At 56.5% G+C, this 24709-nt stretch carries 21 protein-coding genes and 1 pseudogene; 12 read left to right on the forward strand and 10 right to left on the reverse strand.

Features of this window, described 5'->3' with window-relative positions; translation table 11 throughout:
- Positions 1 to 2: 2 nt before the first annotated feature.
- The 3 genes and pseudogenes from HFD92_RS16950 to HFD92_RS16960 form a co-directional block, all read right to left on the reverse strand.
- Entirely contained in the window at positions 3 to 206 is a 204-nt protein-coding gene (locus HFD92_RS16950; RefSeq protein ID WP_167429338.1) for an Hha/YmoA family nucleoid-associated regulatory protein, read from the reverse strand.
- Between the two features lie 177 nt (positions 207 to 383).
- Positions 384 to 797, reverse strand: coding sequence for a PACE efflux transporter (locus tag HFD92_RS16955; RefSeq protein WP_255461727.1), 414 nt, complete (start codon positions 795 to 797; stop codon positions 384 to 386).
- A 329-nt stretch (positions 798 to 1126) separates the two neighbouring features.
- Positions 1127 to 1727, reverse strand: a pseudogene (locus tag HFD92_RS16960) (YceI family protein).
- A gap of 660 nt (positions 1728 to 2387) precedes the next feature.
- On the opposite strand from HFD92_RS16960, the gene arnB reads away from it, so the two are divergent.
- From arnB to HFD92_RS17000, 8 genes are all read left to right on the forward strand, one after another.
- On the forward strand, positions 2388 to 3524 hold the full coding sequence (arnB, locus tag HFD92_RS16965) for a UDP-4-amino-4-deoxy-L-arabinose aminotransferase (RefSeq protein WP_111208794.1): 1137 nt from the start codon (positions 2388 to 2390) through the stop codon (positions 3522 to 3524).
- 1 nt (position 3525) lies between these two features.
- Entirely contained in the window at positions 3526 to 4509 is a 984-nt protein-coding gene (arnC, locus tag HFD92_RS16970; protein ID WP_009093174.1) for an undecaprenyl-phosphate 4-deoxy-4-formamido-L-arabinose transferase, read from the forward strand.
- The gene (arnA, locus tag HFD92_RS16975; RefSeq protein ID WP_167429340.1) at positions 4506 to 6485 is read left to right on the forward strand and encodes a bifunctional UDP-4-amino-4-deoxy-L-arabinose formyltransferase/UDP-glucuronic acid oxidase ArnA; all 1980 of its coding nucleotides are present in this window, start codon (positions 4506 to 4508) and stop codon (positions 6483 to 6485) included. Before arnC ends, arnA begins: the two co-directional genes overlap by 4 nt.
- Positions 6485 to 7387, forward strand: coding sequence for a 4-deoxy-4-formamido-L-arabinose-phosphoundecaprenol deformylase (gene arnD, locus HFD92_RS16980; RefSeq protein ID WP_167429341.1), 903 nt, complete (start codon positions 6485 to 6487; stop codon positions 7385 to 7387). The genes arnA and arnD overlap by 1 nt, the downstream gene beginning before the upstream one ends.
- Positions 7387 to 9054 (forward strand): lipid IV(A) 4-amino-4-deoxy-L-arabinosyltransferase, encoded by a 1668-nt coding sequence (gene arnT, locus HFD92_RS16985; RefSeq protein ID WP_167429342.1) that lies wholly within the window; start codon positions 7387 to 7389, stop codon positions 9052 to 9054. The genes arnD and arnT overlap by 1 nt, the downstream gene beginning before the upstream one ends.
- Positions 9054 to 9374, forward strand: coding sequence for a 4-amino-4-deoxy-L-arabinose-phosphoundecaprenol flippase subunit ArnE (arnE, locus tag HFD92_RS16990; RefSeq protein ID WP_167429343.1), 321 nt, complete (start codon positions 9054 to 9056; stop codon positions 9372 to 9374). The genes arnT and arnE overlap by 1 nt, the downstream gene beginning before the upstream one ends.
- The gene (gene arnF / locus HFD92_RS16995) at positions 9371 to 9736 is read left to right on the forward strand and encodes a 4-amino-4-deoxy-L-arabinose-phosphoundecaprenol flippase subunit ArnF (protein WP_167429344.1); all 366 of its coding nucleotides are present in this window, start codon (positions 9371 to 9373) and stop codon (positions 9734 to 9736) included. Before arnE ends, arnF begins: the two co-directional genes overlap by 4 nt.
- A 149-nt stretch (positions 9737 to 9885) precedes the next feature.
- On the forward strand, positions 9886 to 11415 hold the full coding sequence (locus HFD92_RS17000) for a Fic family protein (protein ID WP_167429345.1): 1530 nt from the start codon (positions 9886 to 9888) through the stop codon (positions 11413 to 11415).
- Positions 11416 to 11437: 22 nt separating this feature from the next.
- Here the strand turns inward: HFD92_RS17000 and HFD92_RS17005 are convergent, their stop codons facing one another.
- The 3 genes from HFD92_RS17005 to HFD92_RS17015 form a co-directional block, all read right to left on the reverse strand.
- Positions 11438 to 12142 carry a haloacid dehalogenase type II gene (locus HFD92_RS17005; protein WP_167429346.1) on the reverse strand — a complete coding sequence of 235 codons (705 nt, stop codon included), beginning with the start codon at positions 12140 to 12142 and terminating at the stop codon, positions 11438 to 11440.
- A gap of 178 nt (positions 12143 to 12320) precedes the next feature.
- Positions 12321 to 12770 carry a hypothetical protein gene (locus HFD92_RS17010; RefSeq protein ID WP_167429347.1) on the reverse strand — a complete coding sequence of 150 codons (450 nt, stop codon included), beginning with the start codon at positions 12768 to 12770 and terminating at the stop codon, positions 12321 to 12323.
- A gap of 1 nt (position 12771) precedes the next feature.
- Positions 12772 to 13272: a lysozyme gene (locus tag HFD92_RS17015; RefSeq protein WP_154929209.1), complete on the reverse strand. Its 501-nt coding sequence runs from the start codon at positions 13270 to 13272 to the stop codon at positions 12772 to 12774.
- Positions 13273 to 14098: 826 nt separating this feature from the next.
- On the opposite strand from HFD92_RS17015, the gene HFD92_RS17020 reads away from it, so the two are divergent.
- On the forward strand, positions 14099 to 15103 hold the full coding sequence (locus HFD92_RS17020) for a hypothetical protein (protein ID WP_167429348.1): 1005 nt from the start codon (positions 14099 to 14101) through the stop codon (positions 15101 to 15103).
- A gap of 215 nt (positions 15104 to 15318) precedes the next feature.
- On the opposite strand, the gene HFD92_RS17025 is transcribed toward HFD92_RS17020, so the two are convergent.
- The 4 genes from HFD92_RS17025 to HFD92_RS17040 form a co-directional block, all read right to left on the reverse strand.
- On the reverse strand, positions 15319 to 15570 hold the full coding sequence (locus tag HFD92_RS17025; RefSeq protein ID WP_167429349.1) for a type II toxin-antitoxin system Phd/YefM family antitoxin: 252 nt from the start codon (positions 15568 to 15570) through the stop codon (positions 15319 to 15321).
- A 280-nt stretch (positions 15571 to 15850) separates the two neighbouring features.
- Positions 15851 to 16984 carry a glutathione-independent formaldehyde dehydrogenase gene (locus HFD92_RS17030; protein WP_009093156.1) on the reverse strand — a complete coding sequence of 378 codons (1134 nt, stop codon included), beginning with the start codon at positions 16982 to 16984 and terminating at the stop codon, positions 15851 to 15853.
- Between the two features lie 315 nt (positions 16985 to 17299).
- Positions 17300 to 18247, reverse strand: a complete 948-nt coding sequence (locus HFD92_RS17035) for a sulfonate ABC transporter substrate-binding protein (protein ID WP_167429350.1) — start codon at positions 18245 to 18247, stop codon at positions 17300 to 17302.
- Positions 18248 to 18341: 94 nt separating this feature from the next.
- Complete coding sequence (locus tag HFD92_RS17040) at positions 18342 to 20231, reverse strand: sigma-54-dependent Fis family transcriptional regulator (RefSeq protein WP_167429351.1); 1890 nt, start codon at positions 20229 to 20231, stop codon at positions 18342 to 18344.
- Positions 20232 to 20506: 275 nt separating this feature from the next.
- Between HFD92_RS17040 and ssuD the strand changes: the two genes are divergently transcribed.
- The 3 genes from ssuD to HFD92_RS17055 all read left to right on the forward strand — a co-directional run bounded on the left by ssuD (position 20507) and on the right by HFD92_RS17055 (position 24587).
- Complete coding sequence (gene ssuD / locus HFD92_RS17045; RefSeq protein ID WP_009093153.1) at positions 20507 to 21679, forward strand: FMNH2-dependent alkanesulfonate monooxygenase; 1173 nt, start codon at positions 20507 to 20509, stop codon at positions 21677 to 21679.
- 19 nt (positions 21680 to 21698) lie between these two features.
- On the forward strand, positions 21699 to 23111 hold the full coding sequence (locus HFD92_RS17050) for an FAD/NAD(P)-binding protein (RefSeq protein WP_167429352.1): 1413 nt from the start codon (positions 21699 to 21701) through the stop codon (positions 23109 to 23111).
- A 69-nt stretch (positions 23112 to 23180) separates the two neighbouring features.
- Positions 23181 to 24587: an LLM class flavin-dependent oxidoreductase gene (locus HFD92_RS17055; protein WP_167429353.1), complete on the forward strand. Its 1407-nt coding sequence runs from the start codon at positions 23181 to 23183 to the stop codon at positions 24585 to 24587.
- Positions 24588 to 24709 lie beyond the last annotated feature (122 nt).

The following is a 24709-nucleotide window of genomic DNA, read 5'->3' on the forward strand; positions in this document are numbered from 1 at the left end:
AATCAGCACACCAGCCGCCAGACCTCTGCCGGCACTTCAGTATAGGTCTCATTCATTATCAGCTCAGCTTTACGATGATCGTAAGCACCTTCAAAGGAAGAGAGATCGTCATAAGGCAATTTTTTCCGCATATAGCTTGTCACGATATCCAGGATATCCGTGGAAGGGCAATTTCTTAATTTTTTCAGATAATAGACTTTGTTCATAATATGTTTGCAGATGTTACTCATTAAATTGAGCCAGTGGCTAAGCTGATTTCCGCAGGCTCGTGGTTATATCCAGGCTGTCAGCAAAAAGCGCGCTGGCAATGAAAAGCCTGTTGAATGAACGATTTTTATCCGGCTACGTCAGGTATTAATCCTCCCTGCGGATTAGCGCATTGATTATTTGCTGAGACGAAGTGCTCTTCCATAATCCCATAGCAGATTGAACAGACAGGTATAAACCAGAAAGAACAGCACCAGCCCGCATTCAAGTTTTAACGCTGAAAGCAGCGTCATATCCAGCCACCATGCAGCAAACGGGATTAATACCATCAACAGACCCGCTTCGAATAACAGGGCATGAAGGCATCTTACCCACCAGGATTTTTTCATGCCTTTTCGCATCAGGAATCCGTCGAACAGCAGGTTAAACAGATAGTTCCATCCCATCGCCAGTGATGATGAGGCTATCGTCAACAGTGCCGACTGCGCAGGCGCCGCGGAGGCGCAGATCATCAGAATGATGAACACCAGACAATTGGCGACCACCTCAAAGACGATGGCATGCAGCACTCTTTCTGTTGTCGTGCGCATCGGGGATAAAGCGTGTTCCAAACCAGATTCTCATAATGTCGTCAGTACGCAGATCTGCCCTGGCGTGCCGTAATATCCGTCGGGCCCGCCCCGTTGCGATCTTTCTGCCTGCCTGTTAATTGACTGATGCAGGCTGTCCGGTTCTCTCTGAACATGCAGTTCACAAACGTTAAGCCGGACCAGAAGCAATATTAACGCCACCCAGAAGTCATTAAAGATTAAAGCTGCGAAAATCGCATATATAGTTTTTTATTTTAGTATTCAGGTCGGCTATGGTTTTTTAGCCTGAACGGGGCGTCTATGTTGGGCGTCAGGTTAAGTGACAACCCTTATCGGGACGAGGTTAACGGTGAGGACAGCGGCCGCTTCACTTCCGCCGCAATGGTCAGCGTAATGTTGACGCGATCGTCTACCACGCCGACCAGCCGATCCACCCGGAATGCCGTGCGGGAAATCGCGGTCGAGGCATGCAGGGCCAGCGAATCTGAGGCGGGGTCAAAGGCCTGTCCGCTGTCGAGCGTGGCCAGCATCACCACTGGCCGGCTGACATCTTTGACCGTTAACAACCCGAAAATCCGGTAATCAGCACCCCCCATCGAGGCAACGCGGCTGCTGACGAAGTGAATCTGTGGGTAATGCTCTGCATCAAAAAACAGATCGCTTTTCAGTTGCCAGGTTAACAGCCTGTTTGAGGCGACCAGCGTCGCGACCGGAATGGTGACGTCAATATGGTCATCACGCTCTTCATCAGGATTAAGCGTCACCGTGCCGGTCACGCCGCGCAGTGTGGCCTGAGAAAAGTCATGACCAAACACGCCATGAAAGGCCGATCGACGTTTTCTCAGGCGCGATGGTATAGGTAACGGGGGCGGCGTAAAGCGCCGGGCTGAACAAGGCGAGCAGAGCGTATAAGCAGGCGACACGGTTCATCACTATTTTCTCATTCTGAGCGGGCTCAAACCCTGACGCCTGAATCCGCGATTTTATTGACTTTGTAACACTGTTTTACCTTTCTGTCGTGACGTATGTGACAAATATTAACGCACTGTCATCTGACATTCACGAAACGTTAACGGTGACCGCCGTCTCAGCGCAAAGATAACGGGAAATATTAAGAATACATTAAGGTGAAAATAAGAACTGCGGCGTTCGCCGGGACTGTAAAAAGGCGGAGATTAATCGTCTTCGTTCTTCAGTAAGCTATTTTTGTCTGAGTGGATCGCTGATCGGATGGAATCGAAAGCTGATAATCCAGCGGCGGATTGCGTTGTTTTATAAACAAATCATCAATCAATCAAAAAGAAGTCTGCCCGGAGGCGATATTAATGCATGTCGGTGAACTTTTTCAGAAATGACCAAATGAACCCTGCGTTAATTTATTGTTATTCATTCCCTTCATTTAATGTTCAGTTAACTTTCGTGCGCTAGTTTGTATTACCAGTCCGGCAACCCCTATTCCAGAAATGGACGCCTGGGGTAAATAACATCTCTGCTGGCGGATGATAAATCGCTATTTAAGTTCTGTTTCCGGCGTTGTGCCTGATTAAGTTCGCGCGATCGCTTATGGGTTTGATCTGCAGGAGTTTTAGCATGGATTTTTTGCCTTTTTCCCGTCCCTCATTGGGGGATGAAGAGCTGTCAGCCGTGAAAGCGGTCTTTGACTCGGGCTGGATCACAACCGGCGCTCAGTGCGCCGGACTGGAGCAGGCCTTTGTCCGGCTGACCGGCAACCCGCACGCCATTGCGGTCAGCTCTGCCACCGCCGGAATGCACGTCACGCTGATGGCAATGGGAATTGGGCCCGGTGATGAGGTTATTACGCCCTCCCTGACCTGGGTTTCCACGCTGAATCTGATCACGCTGCTGGGCGCCACGCCGGTCATGATCGATGTGGACCCTGATACCCTGATGGTGACGCCGGAACTGATTGCGCAGGCGATTACGCCCCGGACCCGCGCCATTATTCCGGTCCATTACGCTGGCGCACCGGTCGATCTTAACCCGATCTATCAGCTGGCTGAGCAGCATAACATTGCCATCATTGAAGATGCGGCACATGCAGCAGGCACGACCTACCACGGACAGCCGATCGGACACCGCGGTACGGCAATTTTTTCGTTTCACGCCATTAAAAATATCACCTGCGCGGAAGGTGGCCTGGTGGTGACCGATGACGCCGCGCTGGCCGATCGCATACGCAGCCTGAAGTTTCATGGTCTGGCCGTTGATGCTTTTGATCGCCAGACGCAGGGCCGTCTGCCGCAGGCAGAAGTGATGATGCCCGGCTTTAAATACAACCTGCCCGACATCAGCGCAGCCATTGCGCTGGTGCAGTTACAGAAACTGCCCGGTTTTATTGCACGCCGCCGCGAGATTGCCGAACGCTATCTTGCCGCGCTGCGCGCACTGCCGTTCACGGCGCTGTCACTGCCCGCCTGGCCTCATCAGCATGCGTGGCATCTTTTTATTATCCGCATTGATGAACGCCAGTGTGGCCTGTCGCGTGATGCGTTTATGCAGGCGCTGAAGGCGCGCAATATCGGCAGCGGTCTGCATTTCCGGGCCGCCCACACCCACAAATATTATCGCGAGCGCTATCCCGATTTACGTCTGCCCGCCAGTGAACGCAATAGCCAGCAGATGTGTTCGATTCCCCTGTTTCCCTCAATGACGGACCAGGATGTCGAGCGCGTCATTCAGGCGCTGAATGACATTGCCGGAGTCTGATATGGGCGAGAATAAACCGATCAACAGACTCTCCGTGGTTATCCCGGTCTACAACGAGCAGGAGAGCCTGCCGGAGCTGCTTCAGCGCACCGCTGCCGCCTGCGACACACTGCAGATGGACTATGAAATCCTGCTGGTGGATGACGGCAGCAGTGACCGTTCCGCCGGGCTGATTGAGCAGGCGGCTTCCGCACCCGGCAGCCGGGTCATCGGTGTGCTGCTTAACCGCAATTACGGCCAGCACTCCGCCATCATGGCCGGTTTCAGTCAGGTGCGTGGCGATCTGATTATCACGCTTGATGCCGATCTGCAGAACCCGCCGGAGGAGATCCCGCGGCTGGTTGAGGCGGCGCGCCAGGGCTATGACGTGGTCGGCACGGTCCGGCAGCAGCGCCAGGACACCTGGTTCCGGCGTAAAGCCTCGCGCACGCTCAACCGGCTGATCCAGCGAGTGACTGGCAAAGCGATGGGGGATTACGGCTGTATGCTGCGCGCCTATCGTCGCCACATCGTTGAGGCGATGCTCAACTGCCACGAGCGCAGCACCTTTATTCCGATTCTGGCGAACACCTTTGCCCGACACACCATCGAACTGCCGGTGATCCACGCTGAGCGGGCATTTGGCGACTCGAAATACAGCTTTATGCGCCTGATCAACCTGATGTACGACCTGGTGACCTGCCTGACCACCACCCCCCTGCGACTGCTCAGCGTTATCGGCAGCCTGATTGCACTCGCTGGCTTCGCTTTTTCGCTGGTGCTGATTGTTCTGCGCCTCTTCTTTGGTGCGGCCTGGGCGGGGGATGGCGTCTTTGTCCTGTTTGCCGTGCTGTTCATGTTTACGGGTGCCCAGTTTGTGGGCATGGGACTGCTCGGGGAGTACATCGGGCGCATTTATAACGACGTTCGGGCGCGTCCGCGCTATTTCGTTCAACGCATTGTTCAGGCTCCAGAAGAGCCATCAGTACAGGATACTCAATCATGAAGACCCTCGTTTTCGCCTATCACGATATGGGCTGTGTCGGCATCAATGCGCTGCTGAAGGCAGGCTATGAGATCACCGCCATTTTCACCCACAACGACGTGGCGACCGAAAATCCTTTTTTCGGCTCGGTTGCGCGTCTGGCGGCAGAGCATGGCATCCCGGTCTATGCGCCCGACGAGGCGAATCACCCGATCTGGCTGGATCGTATCCGCAGCATGGCGCCAGAGATGATTTTCTCCTTCTATTATCGCCATCTGCTCAGCGATGAGATCCTGCAATGCGCGCAAAAAGGGGCCTTTAACCTGCATGGTTCGCTGCTGCCAAAATACCGGGGGCGGGCACCCCTCAACTGGGCGCTGGTGAACGGTGAACGCGAAACGGGTGTCACCCTGCATCGCATGGTAAAGCGTGCCGATGCCGGTCATATTCTGGCGCAGCAGGCGGTGGCTATCGAGGACCAGGACAATGCGCTGACCCTGCACCGTAAACTCATCAGTGTCGCAGAGCAGCTGCTGGGCGACGTTTTACCCCGCCTGCGTCAGGGTGAGGTCAGTGAGTGGCCCCAGGATGAGAGTCAGGCGACCCGTGTCGGCCGTCGCACCGCCGAAGATGGACGGATTGACTGGAACCAGCCTGCTCAGACGATTCACAATCTGGTCAGAGCGGTCACCGATCCCTGGCCTGGCGCCTTTGCCTTCGCCGGGTCGGTCCGCTTCATTGTCTGGAAGAGCCGGGTTCATCACGAGCCGCATCAGGCCAGACCGGGCACGGTAATCTCTAAGCAGCCGTTCCTGATTGCCTGTGGTGAGGGGGCGCTTGAAATCCAGACCGGGCAGTCCGAGCATGGCGTCTATATGAACGGCAGTCAGCTGGCGCAGAGTCTGGGCATGGTGCCTGGCGCGCTGCTCTATTCGCAGCCGCAGTCGGCGATCCAGCGCCGCACCCGGGTGCTGATCCTCGGCGTTAACGGCTTTATCGGTAACCATCTTACCGAACGGCTGCTGGAGGATGCGCATTTCGAGGTGTATGGCCTGGATATCAGTTCCGATGCCATCAGCCGCTTCCTCGACCATCCGCGTTTCCACTTCGTCGAAGGGGACATCGCTATCCACTCCGAATGGATTGAGTATCACATCAAGAAATGTGACGTCATCCTGCCGCTGGTGGCGATCGCCACGCCGATTGAGTACACCCGCAATCCGCTGCGCGTGTTTGAGCTCGATTTTGAAGAAAACCTGAAAATCATTCGCGACTGTGTGAAGTATCAGAAGCGCATCATTTTCCCGTCCACCTCTGAGGTGTACGGCATGTGTACCGATGACAGCTTCGATGAAGATTGTTCCAACCTGGTGGTCGGGCCGATCAACAAACAGCGCTGGATCTATTCGGTCTCCAAACAGCTGCTGGATCGGGTGATCTGGGCCTATGGCGAAAAAGAGGGGCTGCGCTTTACCCTGTTCCGGCCGTTCAACTGGATGGGGCCGCGTCTGGACAACCTCAATGCCGCGCGTATCGGCAGCTCCCGCGCCATTACCCAGCTGATCCTCAACCTGGTGGAAGGTTCGCCCATCAAGCTGATTGACGGCGGCAAACAGAAGCGCTGCTTTACCGACATCAAAGATGGCGTGGAGGCGCTGTTCCGCATCATTGAGAACAAACAGCAGAATTGTGATGGGCAGATCATCAATATCGGTAACCCGGACAACGAAGCCAGTATCAAAGAGCTGGCCGAGCAGCTGCTGGAGAGCTTTGAGCGTCACCCGCTGCGCAGCCAGTTCCCGCCGTTTGCCGGTTTCCGCGAAGTGGAGAGCAGCAGCTACTACGGAAAAGGGTATCAGGATGTGGAGCACCGCAAACCTGCTATCCGCAATGCGCGCCGCTTACTCGGCTGGACCCCAACCGTGACGATGGATGTCACCATCGACAACACGCTCGACTTCTTCCTGCGCACCATTGAGCAACAGGCTGATAAGTGATGAAGAAGATCGGTCTGCGGATTGACGTAGATACCTGGCGCGGTACGCAGCAGGGCGTGCCGGCGCTGCTTACGCTGTTCCGGCGTCATGCTGTGCGGGCCAGCTTTTTCTTCAGTGTGGGGCCGGACAACATGGGCCGCCATCTCTGGCGACTGGTGAAACCGGCCTTTCTCCTGAAAATGGTGCGTTCCCGGGCCGCGTCGCTCTATGGCTGGGATATCCTGCTGGCCGGAACGGCGTGGCCAGGCAAGCAGATGGGGCGCCGTCTGCGGCACATTATTCAGGACGCCACCCGTCAGCATGAGGTGGGACTGCACGCCTGGGACCACTTTGCGTGGCAGACCTGGGCGGGCGTCTGGCCGCAGGAAAAGCTGGCAGAGCAGATAGCGCGCGGCACCGACCTGCTGAGTGAGATCCTCGGCCATCCGGTCAGCTGCTCGGCCGTGGCCGGATGGCGCGCGGATGGCCGGGTGGTCGCCGCTAAACAGCCGTTCGGATTCACTTACAACAGCGACTGTCGCGGCAGCGGCCCGTTCCGGCCGGTGCTGCCAGACGGGCAGATCGGGACGGTGCAGATCCCGGTAACGCTGCCGACCTGGGATGAGGTGGTGGGGCGCGAGGTCAGCGCAGAGGGGTACAACGACTTCATTCTGACCCGAATGCTCGCTGCGGAAGAGGGGGCGGTTTACACCGTTCACGCCGAAGTGGAGGGGATCATCGGCTACCCGGACTTCGATCGCCTCCTGACCCTGGCTGCCGATAACGACATTCAGTTCTGTCCGCTCAGTGAACTGCTGCCCGCCGATCTGACGACGCTGCCATTAGGCCGGGTGGTCAGAGGCGAAATTGCCGGACGGGAAGGGTGGCTGGGCTGCCAGAAACGGATGGAAGAGGCGAACTAGTGCGGATACGTAACCAGACAATATGGCTGCTGTTTTTCAGCTTTTTTATCCTCTATTACCTTGTCCCGCCGGTGTTCCGCGATCTCTGGCAGCCGGATGAAACCCGCTATGCGGAGATCAGCCGGGAGATGCTGGCATCCGGCAACGGGATCACGCCGCACTTTTTCGGCCTGCGCTATTTTGAAAAACCGATTGCGGGTTACTGGATTAACTCGCTGGGTCAGTGGCTGTTTGGTCACAACAATTTCGGCGTGCGGGCCGGCTCGATATTCTCTACTGCCCTGACCGCCGCCCTGATTTTCTGGCTCGGCAGGCGGATGTTTGCTTCCTCGCGAACCGCGATCACCGGCGCGATCATTTTTCTCAGCTCGCTGCTGGTCTATGGGGTCGGCACCTATGCGGTGCTCGATCCGATGCTGATGCTCTGGCTGGCGGCCGCCATGTGCAGCTTCTGGCTGGCGACAGAGGCCAGTGGACGCGCCGGGCGCGTGGGCGGCTATCTGCTGCTGGGGCTGGCCTGCGGCATGGGATTCATGACCAAAGGCTTTCTGGCACTGGCGCTGCCGGTGCTGACGATCCTGCCTTGGGCGATCTGGCGCAGGAGAGTGCCGGAGCTGCTCTGCTTCGGGCCACTGGCGCTGCTCTCTGCTGCGGCAATCAGCGCGCCCTGGGTGCTGGCCATTTATCATCAGGCTCCCGATTTCTGGCACTACTTCTTCTGGGTCGAGCATATCCAGCGCTTCGCAGAGGCGAATGCGCAGCACAAAGCCCCGTTCTGGTACTACCTGCCGATTCTGTTGCTGGGCACGCTGCCGTGGCTGGCACTGTTGCCGGGGGCACTGTTTACGGGCTGGCGTGAGCGTCATCAGCATCCCGGTGCGCTCTATCTGCTGAGCTGGACGGTGATGCCGCTGCTGTTTTTCAGTCTGGCGAAGGGCAAACTCCCGACCTATATCCTGCCCTGTTTTGTTCCGCTGTCACTGCTGATGGCCCATTATGGCCTGAACGCTGCGCAGCGGGCAGGGCGCGCCCTGACGCTGAATGGCTGGCTGAACCTGATATTCGGTATCCTGACGCTGGCCGCCGTACTGCTGGTGCTGGCCCCCTGGAGTCTGACGCATCATCCGCTGTTCGCCACGCATGAGATGCTGAAGCTGGTGCTGGCGGCAGTGGCATTCCTCTGCTGGGGGCTGGTGGGGGCGTACAGCTGCCGTTCTTCCTCGCGTCGCTGGCTGGCGGCGGCACTCTGCCCGCTGGGCCTTGCGCTGGTTATCGGTGCGGCCATCCCCGATAAAATCCGCGATGCCAAACAGCCGCAGCGCTTTGTGGCGGTTATCAGTAAGCAACTGGCCGCCAGCCGCTTTATCCTGGCTGACAACCCCGGCATCGCCTCTGCGGCCGCCTGGCACCTGCAGCGCAGCGATATCGGTTTCTATGACAGTAAGGGGGAACTGGAATATGGGCTCGGCTACCCGGATGCACAGTCCCGTTTTGTTTCACGGGCAGATTTCGCCGGCTGGCTTGCCCCACATCGTCGCGAGGGGAGCGTGTCGCTGCTGTTGCTGATGGACTCGGTTCACAGCGATATCGATGAGGATGTCCCGGTGCCGGACGCCGTCTATCGTCAGGGCAGGCTGGTCTGCCTCTACTACAGCCAGACGAAGTAATGCTGCTGCTGATTATTCTGGTCAGTCTGCTCAGCTGCAGCGCACAGCTTTGCCAGAAGCAGGCGACGAGGGCGGTATCCCGCCGGACACGCCTGAGCTGGATTGGCGTGAGCGTGCTGCTGCTGGGCGTTGCGATGCTCCTCTGGCTGATAGTGCTGCAGCGGGTGCCGGTCAGCCAGGCCTACCCGATGCTGAGCCTTAACTTTATTTTTGTGGCGCTGGCCGGACGTCTCCTGTGGCATGAACGGTTAACGCCGCGCCAGATAACCGGTACGCTGCTGGTGGTCACCGGCGTGGCGCTGATGGCGAGTCAGATATGAAAGGGTATGGATGGATTGCCTGCAGCGTGCTGCTGGTCTCGGCGGCGCAGCTGATGATGCGCTGGGCGATGCCGCAGTTGCCCGATGTCAGCAGCCTGACGTCACTGCCCGCTATTGGCATACTGCCCGCCCTGCTGCTGGTGGCGGGGCTGGGCGCCTATGGCCTCTCCATGCTCTGCTGGATCCGGGCGCTGGGTCATTTCCCCCTGAACCGGGTCTATCCGCTGCTCAGCCTGAGTTATGTGCTGGTCTGGCTGGCTGCAGTTTCTCTGCCGGTATTTCATGAGGCGTTCAGCTGGCATAGCCTGGCGGGCGTGGTGATGATTGTCATCGGGCTTTTGTGCATCGTGGTTAAGCCCTGAATAGGGTCTGCATTACTGTTTTCGCATCAACTCTCTTTTTTATTCGCGTTTTCGGGCAAAGATTAGCCGGGTCGACGTAGCGAAGTTATCGTTTTCGTGATAGAAATCCTTTCTGTTAGCGTTTTAGCGTGAAAAATAAAGGATTCAGTATGCTGGTCGGCTTTAGCGCATTGCGCGAACGTTATGCAATCAGACTGGCGCAGCCACTGCGTGTGAAATCAGCGATTGGAACGGTACGTTCTCACCATGACAGTCAGGGGCAGGTGGAAAATTACTATCCTCCTGGCTATCAGCCGGAAGATGATTTTGCCGGGCATTTTGCCTTTGGTCTCAAATATGAGGAGATCCACCTGGAGTTTTTTGCCCGCCTGTTTACGGTAATCGGGCCGGAACCTCTGGAGGCGTGGTGTCATCAGGAGCCGTTCGGACAATATGCGCGTCGGGCAGGGTTTTTCTATGAGTGGCTGACCGGTAACCTGCTGCAGGTGCCCGATGTCACTAATGGCGGCTATATTGACGCGATTTCATCGAAAGCGTATCTGACCCGAACCACCGTGAAACGCAGCAGACGCTGGCGCATTAACGATAACCTGCCGGGATCGATCGATTTCTGCCCCCTGGTGCGCAGAACAGGTGACGTTGAACAGGCGCTGGCGTTCGATCTCAATGCGGCCTTTTCAGATCTGGATAAGGCCTTTGGCGCAGATATTCTGATGCGCACCGCCAGCTGGCTGACATTTAAAGAGTCCCGTGCCAGTTTTCTTATCGAGAAAGAGTCGGACCAGGGCGATCGCATTCAGCGGTTTGCCCACGTTATTGCGCAGTATTGCGGTCAGCTGGACGATCCGCTCAGCGATGTCAGCCTGCACACGATACAGCAGGGCATTCTGGGACAGGATGCACTGGGACTGGGTCTGCGACGCTCGCCGGTATTTGTCGGGCAGTCGACAATGCGTGAAGATATCGTCCACTATATTGCGCCGCACTATGATGATGTTCCTCGCTTCATGCAGGGGCTGAAAGCCTTTGAACAGGCGACGCACGGAGCCGCGCCGCTGGCCCGTGCCGCTGTTGTTGCGTTTGGATTTGTCTATATCCATCCCATGCGCGATGGCAATGGTCGTATCCACCGCTTTTTAATTAATGACACGCTGATTCGTGACGGAGCGATACCGGATGGTGTCATTCTGCCCGTCTCGGCTACCATCACCAGTTCGATGGACTTTCGCGTCGGTTACGATCGCACGCTGGACGTGTTTTCTAAACGGCTTATGCGGCGTTATGCAGGCTGCTATCGGTTTGGTGAACTCAAAACCTATGAAGATGGCACGCAAAGTAACTTCATTTTCAGCGACTATGAGGATGCCCGCTTCGCCTGGCGTTATCCCGACCTAACCGAGCATGTGCTCTATACGTGCAGAGTGATAGAGCACACCGTTCGAACAGAAATGGCAGATGAAGCGCGCGTGTTAGTCATCTTTCAGCGTGCGCAGCAGCGTCTGAAAGAGGTTGTGGAAATGCCCGATCAGGATGCAAGCCGGATTATTCGTTCGCTGAAGGAAAATGGCTGGCAGATCTCAGGCAAGCTTAAAAAAACGTTCCCGATGCTGGAAGACGCGACGCTGTCCGGACGCATCGTGGAAGCGGTCAGATCGGCATTTGAGACACAGGCAGGCTGAATGCCTGGATTTGATCTGCCGTTCATTGCGTTAAGCTGAGCCGTTTAAGCTGTGCGGCCAGCGCACCTGTGTCGCTGACGATCAAATCCGGTGCAGGTGCCAGTGGATAAGGTGACTGGCCTTTGCGGGTGATAAATGCGGTCTTCATCCCTGCCCGTTTTGCGCCACCGACATCCCAGCCATGCGCCGCCACCATCATGCACTCTGCGGCAGGCTTGCCCATCTCTTTCATTGCCCACTGATAAACTCTCAGATCGGGCTTATAAACCTTAACCTGCTCCACGCTGAGAATGCGGGCGAATAGCGGTGCCAGCCCGGCTGAACTGAGTTGTTGTTCAGCCAGCGCGGCAGAGGAGTTGGTCAGCGCAACCAGCGTAAAACCCTGCTGCTGCAGGGCAGTCAGCCCTGCGGCGACATCAGGATGCGGCGGCATTGCGGCGATAATGTCAGCCAGTGGCGTTGCTTCTTCAGGCAGGGTTACACCGTAACGCGAAGCGGTCATCTTCAGCACCGCTTCGGCGATATCACCAAAGCTATGCCAGCTGCCGGTCACGGATTCGACCAGAGAGTGGTGCAGCACCGAGGTAAACCAGGCTTCGGCACGTTCCGGCCGGTCACCGAGTCGCTGTGCGACCACCTGATTCAGTTCGGTCGTGTCCAGCAGGGTCTCATTGACATCGAAAAAGAGGGTGTCTTTGTCAGGCGCGGATTGGTATCTGTCCGTCATCGGACCTCCGGTAAGCTAATCGGGTGGGGATAGAGGCGTCACTGACGCTCTCTGAAGGTAGAAGAACAGGAAGGATTGCTCAACCACAGAGGCTGGATTATCAGGCTGTAAAGTCGGCTTTAATGCAATAGCGTGCTGATAGGGTATCGCCATAATTGACAGCATGATTAACTAATGATCAGTTATTAATTTGCATGATTTTGATATCAAACTTGCTGCAGTCTTTGACGCTGCACAGGCCGCTGAACCAGACCTCTCCCTGCTCTCCGACCATCACACCCGTACTGTTGACGAACAGGTCTGCATACGTTTGATGCAAAATGATGTTGACCAGCCTGTCAGTGAACACGCTGTCATATGCCTGAACAAAAGCACGACTGTCAGCAATATCGATTTCTTTATGGCTGACGGTAACTGTAATGGGATAGTCGACCATTTCAGCCACGGTTTTTTTATCCTTTTCTTTAACCGCTTTCTGCAACTTATTAAAAAACTGATGGTATTGCCCGTGCGAATCAGCACCCATCAGGGTATCCAGCCGGGCGTCTGTTTCTTTATCACTGCCTGCAAATACAGTGGCGGATGTACACAGTGTTAACAGGAGAGTGATTGATAATTTTTTAATCATATTATTCCTGCCTGAACGGGGCGGCTTCTTCAAGCCTTCTTTTATAGAGAGATGCCAGAATTTTCGGGTTGCCGACTTTCCTGCCTTTAGCATCATGTTTAAAAACATAAATGTACTGCAGCATCTTATCGTGTACCGCTTTCATGTCGCCACGATCAGCCGCATCCATAACAGCCGAAGGATCAGACACGTTATAAATGAAAGAGACCAGTCCGTCGAACTGAGCCTGGGTCAGACGGTGGTTGGGTACTTTACGGCGAATATATCGTTCGACTTTATGTACGTGTTTCGCCAGCGCCGTATTGATATCGCTGGCGGTCACGGGCCTTTTCAGTTCTTCGTCCGTACATACGCCATAATGAGCCAGCGTACCAACCCCCCAGGTACAGTTTCCTGAATGGGGTCCCAAATCGTTGTAGTAGCGGTAAACCACGCCCTCGCGTATCCGTAACTGACCATATCCTGCCGTACTAAAAGACAGGGAATCGTTAACGCCGGCCATTATCCTGTTTATTCCTGTACAATATTGTCATAACGGAATTGTACCATTAATGGTCAATGGAATTAATATGATATGCTAGGAGACTTTAATTTGCCGCATCCTTACAGGGTAACCAGTGAGATGCAGAATACTTAGTCAGCTAATGCCGCGCCTGAAGCTTACAGTGGCGAACATGCGGAAAGAGGAAGTTACGGAGGGACACATTTCCATAACGAATCCCGTATTCAAAATTCTTCTCACTGCCATTTTCAAATAATGAGTAGTTGGCAATTTTATGACCGTGTCAGCCAATCAGATTTGGCCTGACATCTCTTAGGCTAACGGGCTGGAGACTACTGTCCATAAATTACCATGCGTATAATTAAGATTATGTTAAATTTACCGCCTAAATTATAGGATAGGATACCTGTCTAGGGCCTATCTATTGTGCATAAGCGGTTTTTGGCGCAACTGCGTCAGCATATGGCTAATTTCAGGCTAAAGCGCCACGCTCCGCTGTGACCTGTGACAAACACACGGACAGGTTCTGGCGGCACCTGACGATCACCTTTCCACTCAAGATGTGCCCAAGGCCTTCTTTTGCGATGTATCTGTTTTATAGCAACATGCACAATAAAGAGGAGGTCACTGACGTAAACATGCCGGCATTAGCGCTGGGCGTGGCAGCTAACTACCAAGTGCGTTTCACTTAGGCGGCTGGCGATGCACGGCAGCTGCTCGATGCCGGCCGTCAGGGGTAGCTTATTCAGAATGCCACCCTGGGTTGACTGGCTTCGACGATGAGTTACTCTACGTTGCTTCAAGGGATTTGACTGGGAAAGAAAGCATGGACGAGCTAAAGAAAAAGTTTGAGGTGGCGGAGAAAGCGATTTCCGTTGTGACAAAAGCCTCATTAGGCTTGGGAAGCGCGATTTTCCTGATTTACTGCATGATGAACGGCGGTTTTCCCGATGGGCTCTCACTATCGGACAGCCTTTGCATACTTTATATCTTCACGGTATTTTCTGCAGGTACGCTCGTTTTTTATTTCTTTCTGATGTGTCTAGGTCTGTCCATCTGCCACTTGGTTTTCTGGTTAACAGGTTATTCTTTTATAGAACAAATCCTACTCAGGATAACAGATACTGGATACACCTCAGGACAACGCATGAGGGGATTCCGCAAAGCCCCCTCTGAGTTTTACCGGACCCGGAAAAGACAACGTCAATTTATTCATCACGTAATTTTTCCGCCCATTGCTACTATTTTTCACAGCGTCTCTGTATTAACCCTTATTTTAATAATTACCCAGATCCATCATGACCAGATGCTGTGGTACTTTCGCCTTGTCATATCGGCTATAGGGCTGGCAGTGTGGTTTATCATACTTGACTTCAACCGGCAGCGTCGGGGACAGCTTAAGTTTGTTTTGCCAGGAGAAAATGCAGTTGATAAGGTAGAGAAGGATATCAGAATAGGTAATATGATCCTCTCTATTGCGATACCGCTTGTCGTGACAATGCTTCTTGGACTCTTTGGTGATTCCGCTGAACGAACCATGGAAGTTCTTGGATTTCGTCACAACAGCGCGACCGTATACGTCAAAAAGGAATGGAGTTCTGTGCTCACACGTCACGGTGTCAAAAGCAGTGAAGCTGAACTGCCACCTTATGCGTCCCGGTATGATAACGTGACCGTAGCCTTGTCCTCGTTCGGTACCTCGGTAACGCTGCAGTTTCATAGCGATAAACTCCCGCGCACTCAGACGATTCGCGTGCCAGCCTCCGAAGTGCTAATCGATCCCCTGCACGGTTCTCCCGGAGGTTCTGAAGCGGCGTCTTCTGTCGACTGAAAGAAGTAGGAAATCGATGGCTATGCCTGCTGGCTGCGATGATAAAGTTCAGTAACCCAGGGAGCAGCAATGGCATGCGCGATATCAAATTTTTGCCTGTGCTATCTCAAGCGCCCCCCGAAGGATTTCGGCCTTCACCGTTTTGCGTCTCAACATTTGTTCAGGCTGTTTGACTGATTTTCTCCAGTGCTCTGACCCAAAAGACGTTGACGACCTTATCTGCTGCGGCAATCGCAGACTTCCCACCATCTTTCATTACTGCGTTCCTGGACCAGCTTAACCAGTTCCTGATCGTCAAGGGCATCCAGCATCTGCTCATAAAGCTCAGCCGGGACGCAGTAGAAGACAGGCTGGTTGCGATTAAGAATAGCGACCGGATAGCCGTCACCGGCGCTGACGGTCGCCATCGGGTTTTTCTTCAGTTCACTGACGCTGGCGCTGATATCGCTTAAAATAATATGAGGCATAGGCCCTCCGGGACTGCTTAACAGGTCTTTAAAGTATCAGGCTGAAGGATAGCTGACCAGTCGTCATGCGTTGACAGAGACCGGTGACATTCATCACTTTACTTTGAAGAACGGAGAACCTGTTTCCGATAACGACACGCGGTCATGAAGGGATTGCAAAACACGCGAACGCGTTTTCGGGGGGGCATAAATGCACTGAACATCCCCAGCCACAGACAGGCAGTTTGCATTCTCCCTCTTCCCACCGCCTGAATGTGTCTTAACTCTTCTGAGTGACCTGTCAGGGTTTCAGAATGACTTTTGTCCAGCCATTATCACGATCATCAAAATGCTTATAGCCTTCGGCTGCGTCTGCCAGCGCGAGTCGGTGCGAAATGATCTGCGCCGGATTGGCTCTGCCCTGATGGATAAGCCTGGCGAGCTGGCGGTTGTACGCTTTGACATTACACTGGCCGGTCTTGATCGACTGGCCCTTGAACCAGAAATTACCAAAATCGAAAGGCACTTTACCCTCTTTGGCCAGATCGGTCGCGCCGCCGGGGTCCTGCGGAACAAAAACGCCTACCGCACCGATGCCGCCTGTGGCCTTGGTTGAGGCGACCAGGCTGTTCAGCGTGGCAGAGTTATCCTCGTGGCCATGTTTATTGCAGCACTGATAGCCCACGCACTCGCAACCGCAATCCGTGCCGCGCCCATCGGTTAATTCGAGGATTTTATTGACGGCCTCATCACCCACGCCGTTGATGGCCACTGCGCCCATCTGCTCGGCCAGCGCCAGTCTGTCCGGATGAGTATCCACCACAAACACCTGCGAGGCGCCCTTGATCAGGGCCGAGTGTGCAGCCATCAGGCCGACCGGTCCGGCACCGTAAATGGCAACACTCTCTCCGGGGCGTAATCCTGCCAGTTCAGTGGCGTGCCAGCCGGTGGGGAAGATGTCGGACAGTAGAACGTAGTCTTCCTCTTTTTCTACCGCATCAGGCGGCAGCACCAGGCAGTTAAAGTCAGCATAGGGAACGCGCAGTAACTCCGCCTGTCCGCCATCCCATTCGCCCATTTCAGCAAAGCCATAGGCGGCACCGGCCGTACCCGGGTTTGCCGTGAGACAGTAGCCGGTTAACCCTTTCTCGCAATTTTCACAGAATCCGCAGCCAACATTAAAAGGCAGGCAGACATAATCGCCGACTTTGACTCGCTCAACCGCGCCGCCGATTTCAATGACCTGTCCCAGGTTTTCATGGCCAAAGATGCGCCCCTGTTCGAAGCTGGTGCGCCCTTCGTACATATGCAGGTCGGAACCGCAGATATTGGTGGTGGTAATACGGACAATGACATCGGTAGGACGAACGATTCTGGGATCCGGCACCTCTTTGACTGAAACGTCAAAAGGTCCGTTATAGACAACTGCTTTCATGGTGTTCTCCTCACGTGCATGATCAGTTATGAAGGCTGCGGCTGCGTGAATGTTTGCGGTCGCCACCCTCTTCGTGATGCTGCTTTTTCAATCAAATGGCGTGATTGAATGTCTAAGTGTAGAACAGCGCATGGCGCAGTCTGAGGATATTAATATTATGTAACCCTATGAAATGTAAGCACCGCTTCGCTAAAGATCTCCTGTTTCTCGCCTTTTCAACGCCTTTGCATCCTGCTGCCGTTTGCCTTACGGCAGGTTAATTTTTGCTCTGAAGCCGGTGGCGGAGATTGCCCCGAACCCCCGCCCGGCTCTCCCCTACTTTTTATCCTGCGACCAGGTGGCGCTGCGGATATCGACCTTCACCGGCAGCAGACCAATCCGGGTAAAGGTATCCGCCAGCGCCTGCTGCTGGGTGAAGACCTCTGGCGTCATCCGCTCTGCGCCAAACGGCATTCTCGCCAGCGCGCGCTGCCAGACAGGCTGGGGCAGCCCGGTTGAGGTGGACATGATTCTGGCTGCCTCTTCCTGATGCTGATTGGCCCAGCTGCTGAGCGTGCCGAGTTCATCCACGACCTTGCTGGCGATCTGCGGGTACCCTTCCGCAAACTTACGACTGGCGAGGTAGAAGGTGTAATGGGGCACCAGTCCTTCTGCATTTTTGATCAGCCGCGCGTGAGCATTGGTTTCCACTTCTGCATAGTAAGGATCCCAGATGACCCAGGCGTCCACTGCGCCGCGCTGGAAAGCGGCACGCGCATCCGCAGGAGGCAGATAAACCGGCGTAATGTCTTTGTAGCTCAGCCCCGCCTGATCCAGCGCGGTGACCAGCAGGTAGTTCACGTCAGAGCCTTTGTTCAGCGCGACGCGCTTCCCCTTCAGATCTGCAACGCTTTTGATCGGCGAGTCGGCCGGAACCACAATCGCCTCGGTTTTCGGGTTGGCGGGCGAGTGTGCCAGATAGACCAGATCGGCCTGAGCGGCCTGCGCGAAGGTGGGCGGCGCGTCGCCGGTCGCCGCGAGGTCGATGCTGCCGATGTTCAGCCCTTCAAGCATCTGCGGCCCGGCCGGAAACTCAATCCAGTGAACCGCGATCCCCTGCTTTTTAAATTCCTGATCCAGCGTGCCGCGATATTTCAGCAGCGCGAAGATATTGGCCTTCTGGAAACCGATATTGATCGTTTCAGGCTTCTCTGCTGCCTGGATGCTGAACGCTAAGCCCGCCTGAGCGGCAATAATGAGTGCGCTGAGTAATACTTTTTTCATTTCTCATTCCTGAGTCTGTTGTAGTCAGCGCAACATATCAAACGCGGGTTGCCGCGCTTAGCGAGGAGAAGTTCGATGCTTAGCTGAAAAAACGCTATGGATGCCAGACGGACTCGCGAACCCGGATAGCGCGATTAAACAGCCCCAGCGCATAGAAGCGGTCTGCGATGGTCTGCTGTTCGCGGATGATGGCTAAATTCATGCGCTGGGTCTGATGACTGCGCCGGGCCAGGGCATGCATCAGAGAGGAAGTAGAGATGCCGAGTTCGGTGGAGAGCAGTCCGGCCGCTTCCGCACGGTGCGCATCAATGTAACGTCCCGTCTGCTCCAGCGCGCCAAGCAGAACCTGCAGCAGATCGCCCGAATGGGCGGCAAATCCGCGTTCGGCGAGATAGAACTGATGGTTGTTGACCCGCCCGGTGCCGTCAGCAATCACCCTGAACTGCCCGCTGTTCTCGGCATCGCTGAGCAGGGGATCCCACATCATCCAGGCATCCACCGCATTGAGATCGCTGGGCGTTAAGGGATATCGGGGCGGCGCGTAGACGATACGCACATCATCCAGGGCTAACCCCGCCTCATCCAGAATCTGCAGCAGCAGATAGTGAACGTTGGATCCGCGGTTGACGGCGATACGCTTCCCTCTGAGATCGCCTATCTGCTGAATCGGGCTGTTGTCCGGCACCAGCAGCGCAACACTCTGCGGCGCCGCTGGCTCCCAGGCGACATACATCATCGGGCTGTTGCTGGCCTGGGCAAACAGCGGCGGCACTTCGCCGGTGGTGCCGAAATCGATCTCCTTATTGCTCAGCGCGTGCAGAAGCTGCGGACCCGCCGGAAACTCGCTCCACAATACGCTGACGCCACGATCCGCCAGCTGCTGTTCCAGCGACTGACGCGCTTTCAGAATGCCGAGGTTGCCGAACTTCTGATAACCGATGCGCAGTTCCCGCTCACGCTCCGGAGCCTGGCAGGAAGCGGTCTGGCGCTGACGCAGGGCGGTGCGGCGCGGTTTAATCACGCCGAGGTGTCCCAGCTGGGTGCGCAGCGTATGACGGCTGATACCGAGCAGAGCGGCAGCCTGAAGCTGATTGCCCTGGGTCAGTTCCAGCGCATTTTTCACCAGCGCGGCAATCACGCGGGGATAGAGTGGCGTTTCGCTCTGCTGCATCTGCTGGCGCAGGAACTGATCCAGTGCCTCCTCACCAGGCGGCAGATCGCTCTCCGCCAGCGGACTCAGCCGCAGCTGCTGCGGCGTTACCACGGAGCTTTTGCTGAGCAGCACGGCGTTGTGCAGCGTGTTCTCCAGTTCGCGGATGTTGCCCGGCCAGCTGTAGGCCATCAGCGTCGCCAGCGCATCCTCGCTGAGGCGGAGCTGAGGACGGCCCAGGCGACGTGCATAGAGCTGCAGAAAGTGCGTGGCCAGCACCGGAATATCCTCGCTGCGCTGGCGCAGCGGGGGCAGCGTCACGCTGGCCACATTCAGCCGGTAGTAAAGATCTTCCCGGAATCGCCGTTCACGAATCGCTGCGGCCAGATCACGGTTCGTCGCCGCAATCACCCGCACGTTGACCTTTACCGCCCGTGACGATCCGACGCGGGTGATCTCACGCTCCTGCAGCACGCGCAGCAGCTTTATCTGTAGCGACAGACTCAGTTCGCCGACTTCATCCAGCAGCAGCGTGCCGCCTTCTGCCGCTTCAAACCAGCCGCGATGCCGCTCCTGTGCGCCGGTAAACGCCCCTTTCTCATGTCCAAACAGTTCTGACTCCGCCAGACTTTCGGTCAGCGCGCCGCAGTTAACCGCCAGGAACGGCTGCCGGCTGCGCGCGCTGTGGTGATGCAGATAGCGCGCCATCACCTCTTTACCGGTGCCGGTTTCGCCAATAATCAGTACGGTCGCATCGGTGGGGGCGAGCTGATCCAGCACGCTTTTAAACGCGCGCGATGCGGGGTCAATCAACTCAGGGCTGGAAATCTGCATCTCGTTTTACCGGGTTACCAGAAGAGTGATGACCATACCGCGCGTCCGCCGCATAAACGAGAGGCCAGAGGTGCCGGATTGTTGCCGACGCGACAGCCTGCCACCCTGGCTGTTGCAAATGCAGCAGCACCAGTCGAAATGGTAAATGCCTATCTCACTGAATTAACGGGATAAAAATAGCTGCTCACTCTGGCACGCTATCTGCTAACAGCTATATAACCAAAGGTATTATCCCTATGTATTAAATTCAAATATCGTTATAAAGGAATCTGCTAATGAGCCACGCGACACAGGAAAACCTGAATCTCTTCTGGTTTCTGCCCACCCATGGTGACGGGCGCTATCTGGGGACAACCGAAGGAGGCCGGGCGGTCGATTTACCCTATTTACAGCAGGTGGCGCTGGCAGCAGACAATCTGGGCTACTACGGTGTGTTAATCCCGACCGGCAAGAGCTGCGAAGATTCATGGCTGGTCGCCTCGGCGCTGGCCCCGATCACCAAAAACCTGCGCTATCTGGTGGCCGTGCGCCCCGGCCTGCAACCGCCGAGCCTGGCGGCACGCATGGCCGCGACGCTGGATCGCCTCTCGGGCGGGCGTCTGCTGATTAACGTGGTCACCGGCGGCGACCCGGTGGAGAACAAGGGTGATGGCATCTTCCTCAGTCACGCCGAGCGCTATCAGGTGACCAGGGAGTTTCTCGACGTCTACTCCCGCCTGCTGAAAGGCGAGAAGGTCGACTTCGCAGGAGAGCACATTCGCGTAGAAGGCGCGGAGATCCTCTTTCCTCCGGTGCAGGAGAACGGCCCGCCGCTCTATTTTGGCGGTTCCTCGGAGGCGGCTATCGACGTTGCCGCCAGCCAGATCGATACCTATCTGACCTGGGGAGAACCGGTCGAACAGGTGGCAGAGAAGCTGGCGGTGGTACGTCAGCGGGCGCAGGAACAGGGCCGCACGCTCTCTTATGGTATCCGGTTACATGTCATTGTACGGGAAACGGAAGAGGAGGCCTGGGCAGCCGCCGATCGGCTGATCTCGCATCTGGATGACGAGACGATCGCCGCAGCGCAGAAGATTTTCGCCCGGATGGATTCAGCCGGTCAGGCGCGGATGAGTGCGCTGCATCAGGGGTCGCGGGAGAGTCTGCGCATCGGGCCTAATCTCTGGGCGGGCGTGGGACTGGTGCGCGGCGGCGCCGGCACCGCGCTGGTGGGCAATCCGCAGCAGGTTGCCGATCGTATTCGTGAATATCAGGCGCTGGGGATTGAGAACTTTATCTTCTCCGGCTATCCGCACCTTGAAGAGGCGCACCGCTTTGCCGATCTGGTAATGCCGCTGTTACCGCTGGCGGCAAATGCTGAAAAGAAACAGCGCAGCGTGAATACCGGGCCCTTTGGCGAAACCATTGGCGGCGACCGTCGCCCGGAAAAGCACTCCAGCGCCAGTTAACAGAAGAAAAGGCTCGTTTATGTCACAACAGCAGATTGTCATCATTGGCGGTGGATTCACCGGCACCGCACTGGCGATCCATCTCGCCCGGCTGGGCGAGGCGGGGTTGAGCGTGACGGTGATCGAACCGCGGGCGCAGCTGGCGCAGGGCGTGGCGTATGGCACGCCCGATCCGGCGCATCGTATCAATGTGCCGGCTGCCAGAATGCAGCTGGCCGGGGATGAAGCGGGCGCGTTTGACCGTGACTACCGCGCCTCGCCGCACTTCCGCGACGATCCGGACGCGCTGTGGCATGACGGCAATGTTTACCCGCAGCGCGGTGAGTTTGGCCGCTGGGTCAACGCGCAGTTTATTTATCAGCAGCAGCACTCGCCTGTGACGCTGCGCCATTTACGGGACAGCGCGGTTTCCCTGCAGGATGGCATCGTCACTACGGCTTCAGGTCAGCGCATCCGGGCCGATCAGGTGGTGCTGGCGATCAGTCATCCGCCGCCTGAACTGCCTGCGCTGCTTAAACCGCTGCAGGCGCACCCCGCCGTCATCGCTAATCCCTGGCAGGGTGATGCGCTGGCCCGGATTGCGCCAGACGAGCGGGTGGCGATCATCGGCTCAGGGCTGACCATGTCTGATGTCGTCGCCTCGCTGCACCGCCAGCGGCATCGCGGCGGGATAACCGTTTTCTCGCGTCGCGGGCTGGTGCCGCGCGCCAACCTGAGCGGCAGCGAAGAAGAGTACACGCTGGATTACCGCCTGCCGCAGCCCGCCAGCGCGCGAGGCTGGTTACATCGGGTGCGTCAGGAGGTTAAACAGGCCACGGCGCTGAACCTGCCCTGGCAGCTCGTGCTGGATGATATCCGCCGCAACGGGCAGCGTATCTGGCAGAGCCTGCCGCTGCATGAACAGCAACGTTTTCTGCAGCATCTTCGTCCCTGGTGGGACGTTCACCGCTACCGCATCGCCCCTCAGGTCAGCCAGGTGCTGACTCAGCTGCAGGCCAGCGGTCAGCTTTCGCTGCGGGCGGCGCGTCTGATCGCCGCCGAACCGGCGGGAGACGCGCTCCGGCTGACGCTGCGGCTGCGGGGCGCGCATCAGGAGAGCCGGGTAGTGGATCGGGTCATTGTGACGACCGGCCCGGCGCATAACGCGCTGCTGAACAGCAATGCCCTGCTGCGCCAGCTACACCGCGACGGCATGATTCAGCCCGATGCACTGTCGCTGGGCATCAGCGTCAATGCGCTGTCGCAGACGCTGGATGCCCGGGGCGAACCCAACCCGCATCTCTATGTCGCCGGGCCTGCCGCACGAGGACGTTTTGGCGAGCTGATGGGACTGCCACAGGTGGCAGAGCATGCGGAATCGGTGGCGCACAGGCTGCTGAGCATTACGCCCTCCTCCCTCAGTGAGCGATGTCCCGGCTCCCTGACGCACTGATTCAGCCCTGAAAAAACCTCAATCTATACGCGGGCGGCAGGCGATTGCCGCATCCGCTCAGGAGTCGCTATGTCATCGCAACGTGAAATTCGCCTTAATGCTTTCGATATGAACTGTGTCGGTCATCAATCTCCCGGCCTGTGGGCGCATCCCCGCGACCGCTCCTGGCAGTATAAAGATCTGGAATACTGGACCGACCTGGCGCGCCTGCTGGAGCGCGGTAAGTTTGACGGGCTGTTTATTGCGGACGTACTGGGTGTCTATGATGTGCTCAACGGCAATAATCAGGCGGCCATTCGCCAGGCCACCCAGGTGCCGGTTAACGATCCGCTGGCGTTAATTACGCCGATGGCGCTGGTGACGGAGCATCTGGGGTTTGGCCTCACCGCCTCGCTCTCGTTTGAACATCCCTACCCGTTTGCACGGCGCATTTCCACGCTCGATCACCTGACCAAAGGCCGCATTGGCTGGAACATTGTCACCTCCTATCTGGAGAGCGGCGCGCGCAATATCGGCCAGCAGACGCAGACCGATCATGACGCGCGCTATGACTATGCCGATGAATATCTTCAGGTGATCTACAAACTGCTTGAGGGAAGCTGGGAAGATGACGCAATCGTGCGCGATCGCGAACGCCATATTTTCAGCGACCCCGATAAAATTCATCCGATTAACCACCAGGGCACCTTCTTTCAGGTGCCGGGCATTCATCTCTGCGAACCGTCACCGCAGCGCACGCCGGTACTCTACCAGGCGGGAGCGTCCAGCCGCGGCAAGGCGTTTGCGGCAGAACATGCCGAGTGCGTGTTCGTGGCGGCGCCCTCGAAAGTGCTGCTGAAAAAAACCGTGGCGGATATTCGCCAGCGAGCCGCCGCGGCGGGACGCGATCCACGCGACATACTGATCTTCAATCTGCAGACGGTGATTGTGGGTGAAACTGACCTGGCAGCGCAGGCCAGATGGCAGGAGTACAAACGCTATGTCAGTTACGAAGGCGCGCTGGCGCTGATCTCCGGCTGGACCGGTATCGATTTTGGCCAGTATCAGCCGGATCAGGTGCTGAAGCATCTGCATACCAATGCGATTCAGTCGGCGGTAGAGACCTTCTCCACCGCCGACCCGAACCGCCAGTGGACGGTCCAGGGTCTTGCAGACTGGGTCGGGATTGGGGGATTCGGGCCACTGCTGGTGGGCAGTGCCGAAACCGTGGCGGATGAGCTGCAGAGCTGGGTGGAGGAAACCGATGTGGATGGTTTTAACCTCGCCTACGCCGTAACGCATGAAACCTTTACCGACGTGGTGGAGCTGCTGGTGCCGGAGCTGCAAAAACGGGGTGTCTATAAGCAGGATTATCAGCCGGGAACGCTGCGTGAAAAGCTGTTCGGACAGGGGCCACGGCTGGCATTGCCGCATCCGGGGGCTGGCTATCGCCGGCGTTCCGATTCAGCGCAGCGGACGCTCAACCTGGCGGTTTAGCATCAGGCTGTTCGCACAGCCGCCTGACAACGAATTTGCCTGAACGCTGCCGGATGAAATAACCCCTTCATCCGGCCTTTTGCATGCCAGTAAAAACGAATTAACTTATTGAAATTATTATA

This window comes from Pantoea sp. EKM101V (genome assembly GCF_011800325.1).
Lineage (GTDB): Bacteria > Pseudomonadota > Gammaproteobacteria > Enterobacterales > Enterobacteriaceae > Pantoea > Pantoea anthophila.

What these genes read in the sequence shown, in the direction of transcription:
- arnA (WP_167429340.1), top strand. Translation starts at nt 4,506, where the DNA reads ATGAAGACCCTCGTTTTCGCCTATCACGATATGGGCTGTGTCGGCATC.
- arnC (WP_009093174.1), top strand. Translation starts at nt 3,526, where the DNA reads ATGGGCGAGAATAAACCGATCAACAGACTCTCCGTGGTTATCCCGGTC.
- HFD92_RS17050 (WP_167429352.1), top strand. Translation starts at nt 21,699, where the DNA reads ATGTCACAACAGCAGATTGTCATCATTGGCGGTGGATTCACCGGCACC.
- HFD92_RS17005 (WP_167429346.1), bottom strand. Translation starts at nt 12,142, where the DNA reads ATGACGGACAGATACCAATCCGCGCCTGACAAAGACACCCTCTTTTTC.
- arnD (WP_167429341.1), top strand. Translation starts at nt 6,485, where the DNA reads ATGAAGAAGATCGGTCTGCGGATTGACGTAGATACCTGGCGCGGTACG.
- HFD92_RS17055 (WP_167429353.1), top strand. Translation starts at nt 23,181, where the DNA reads ATGTCATCGCAACGTGAAATTCGCCTTAATGCTTTCGATATGAACTGT.
- arnF (WP_167429344.1), top strand. Translation starts at nt 9,371, where the DNA reads ATGAAAGGGTATGGATGGATTGCCTGCAGCGTGCTGCTGGTCTCGGCG.
- HFD92_RS17010 (WP_167429347.1), bottom strand. Translation starts at nt 12,770, where the DNA reads ATGATTAAAAAATTATCAATCACTCTCCTGTTAACACTGTGTACATCC.
- arnB (WP_111208794.1), top strand. Translation starts at nt 2,388, where the DNA reads ATGGATTTTTTGCCTTTTTCCCGTCCCTCATTGGGGGATGAAGAGCTG.
- HFD92_RS17030 (WP_009093156.1), bottom strand. Translation starts at nt 16,984, where the DNA reads ATGAAAGCAGTTGTCTATAACGGACCTTTTGACGTTTCAGTCAAAGAG.
- HFD92_RS17020 (WP_167429348.1), top strand. Translation starts at nt 14,099, where the DNA reads ATGGACGAGCTAAAGAAAAAGTTTGAGGTGGCGGAGAAAGCGATTTCC.
- HFD92_RS17025 (WP_167429349.1), bottom strand. Translation starts at nt 15,570, where the DNA reads ATGCCTCATATTATTTTAAGCGATATCAGCGCCAGCGTCAGTGAACTG.
- HFD92_RS17015 (WP_154929209.1), bottom strand. Translation starts at nt 13,272, where the DNA reads ATGGCCGGCGTTAACGATTCCCTGTCTTTTAGTACGGCAGGATATGGT.
- HFD92_RS16955 (WP_255461727.1), bottom strand. Translation starts at nt 797, where the DNA reads ATGCGCACGACAACAGAAAGAGTGCTGCATGCCATCGTCTTTGAGGTG.
- HFD92_RS17000 (WP_167429345.1), top strand. Translation starts at nt 9,886, where the DNA reads ATGCTGGTCGGCTTTAGCGCATTGCGCGAACGTTATGCAATCAGACTG.
- HFD92_RS16950 (WP_167429338.1), bottom strand. Translation starts at nt 206, where the DNA reads ATGAACAAAGTCTATTATCTGAAAAAATTAAGAAATTGCCCTTCCACG.
- HFD92_RS17040 (WP_167429351.1), bottom strand. Translation starts at nt 20,231, where the DNA reads ATGCAGATTTCCAGCCCTGAGTTGATTGACCCCGCATCGCGCGCGTTT.
- HFD92_RS17035 (WP_167429350.1), bottom strand. Translation starts at nt 18,247, where the DNA reads ATGAAAAAAGTATTACTCAGCGCACTCATTATTGCCGCTCAGGCGGGC.
- ssuD (WP_009093153.1), top strand. Translation starts at nt 20,507, where the DNA reads ATGAGCCACGCGACACAGGAAAACCTGAATCTCTTCTGGTTTCTGCCC.
- arnE (WP_167429343.1), top strand. Translation starts at nt 9,054, where the DNA reads ATGCTGCTGCTGATTATTCTGGTCAGTCTGCTCAGCTGCAGCGCACAG.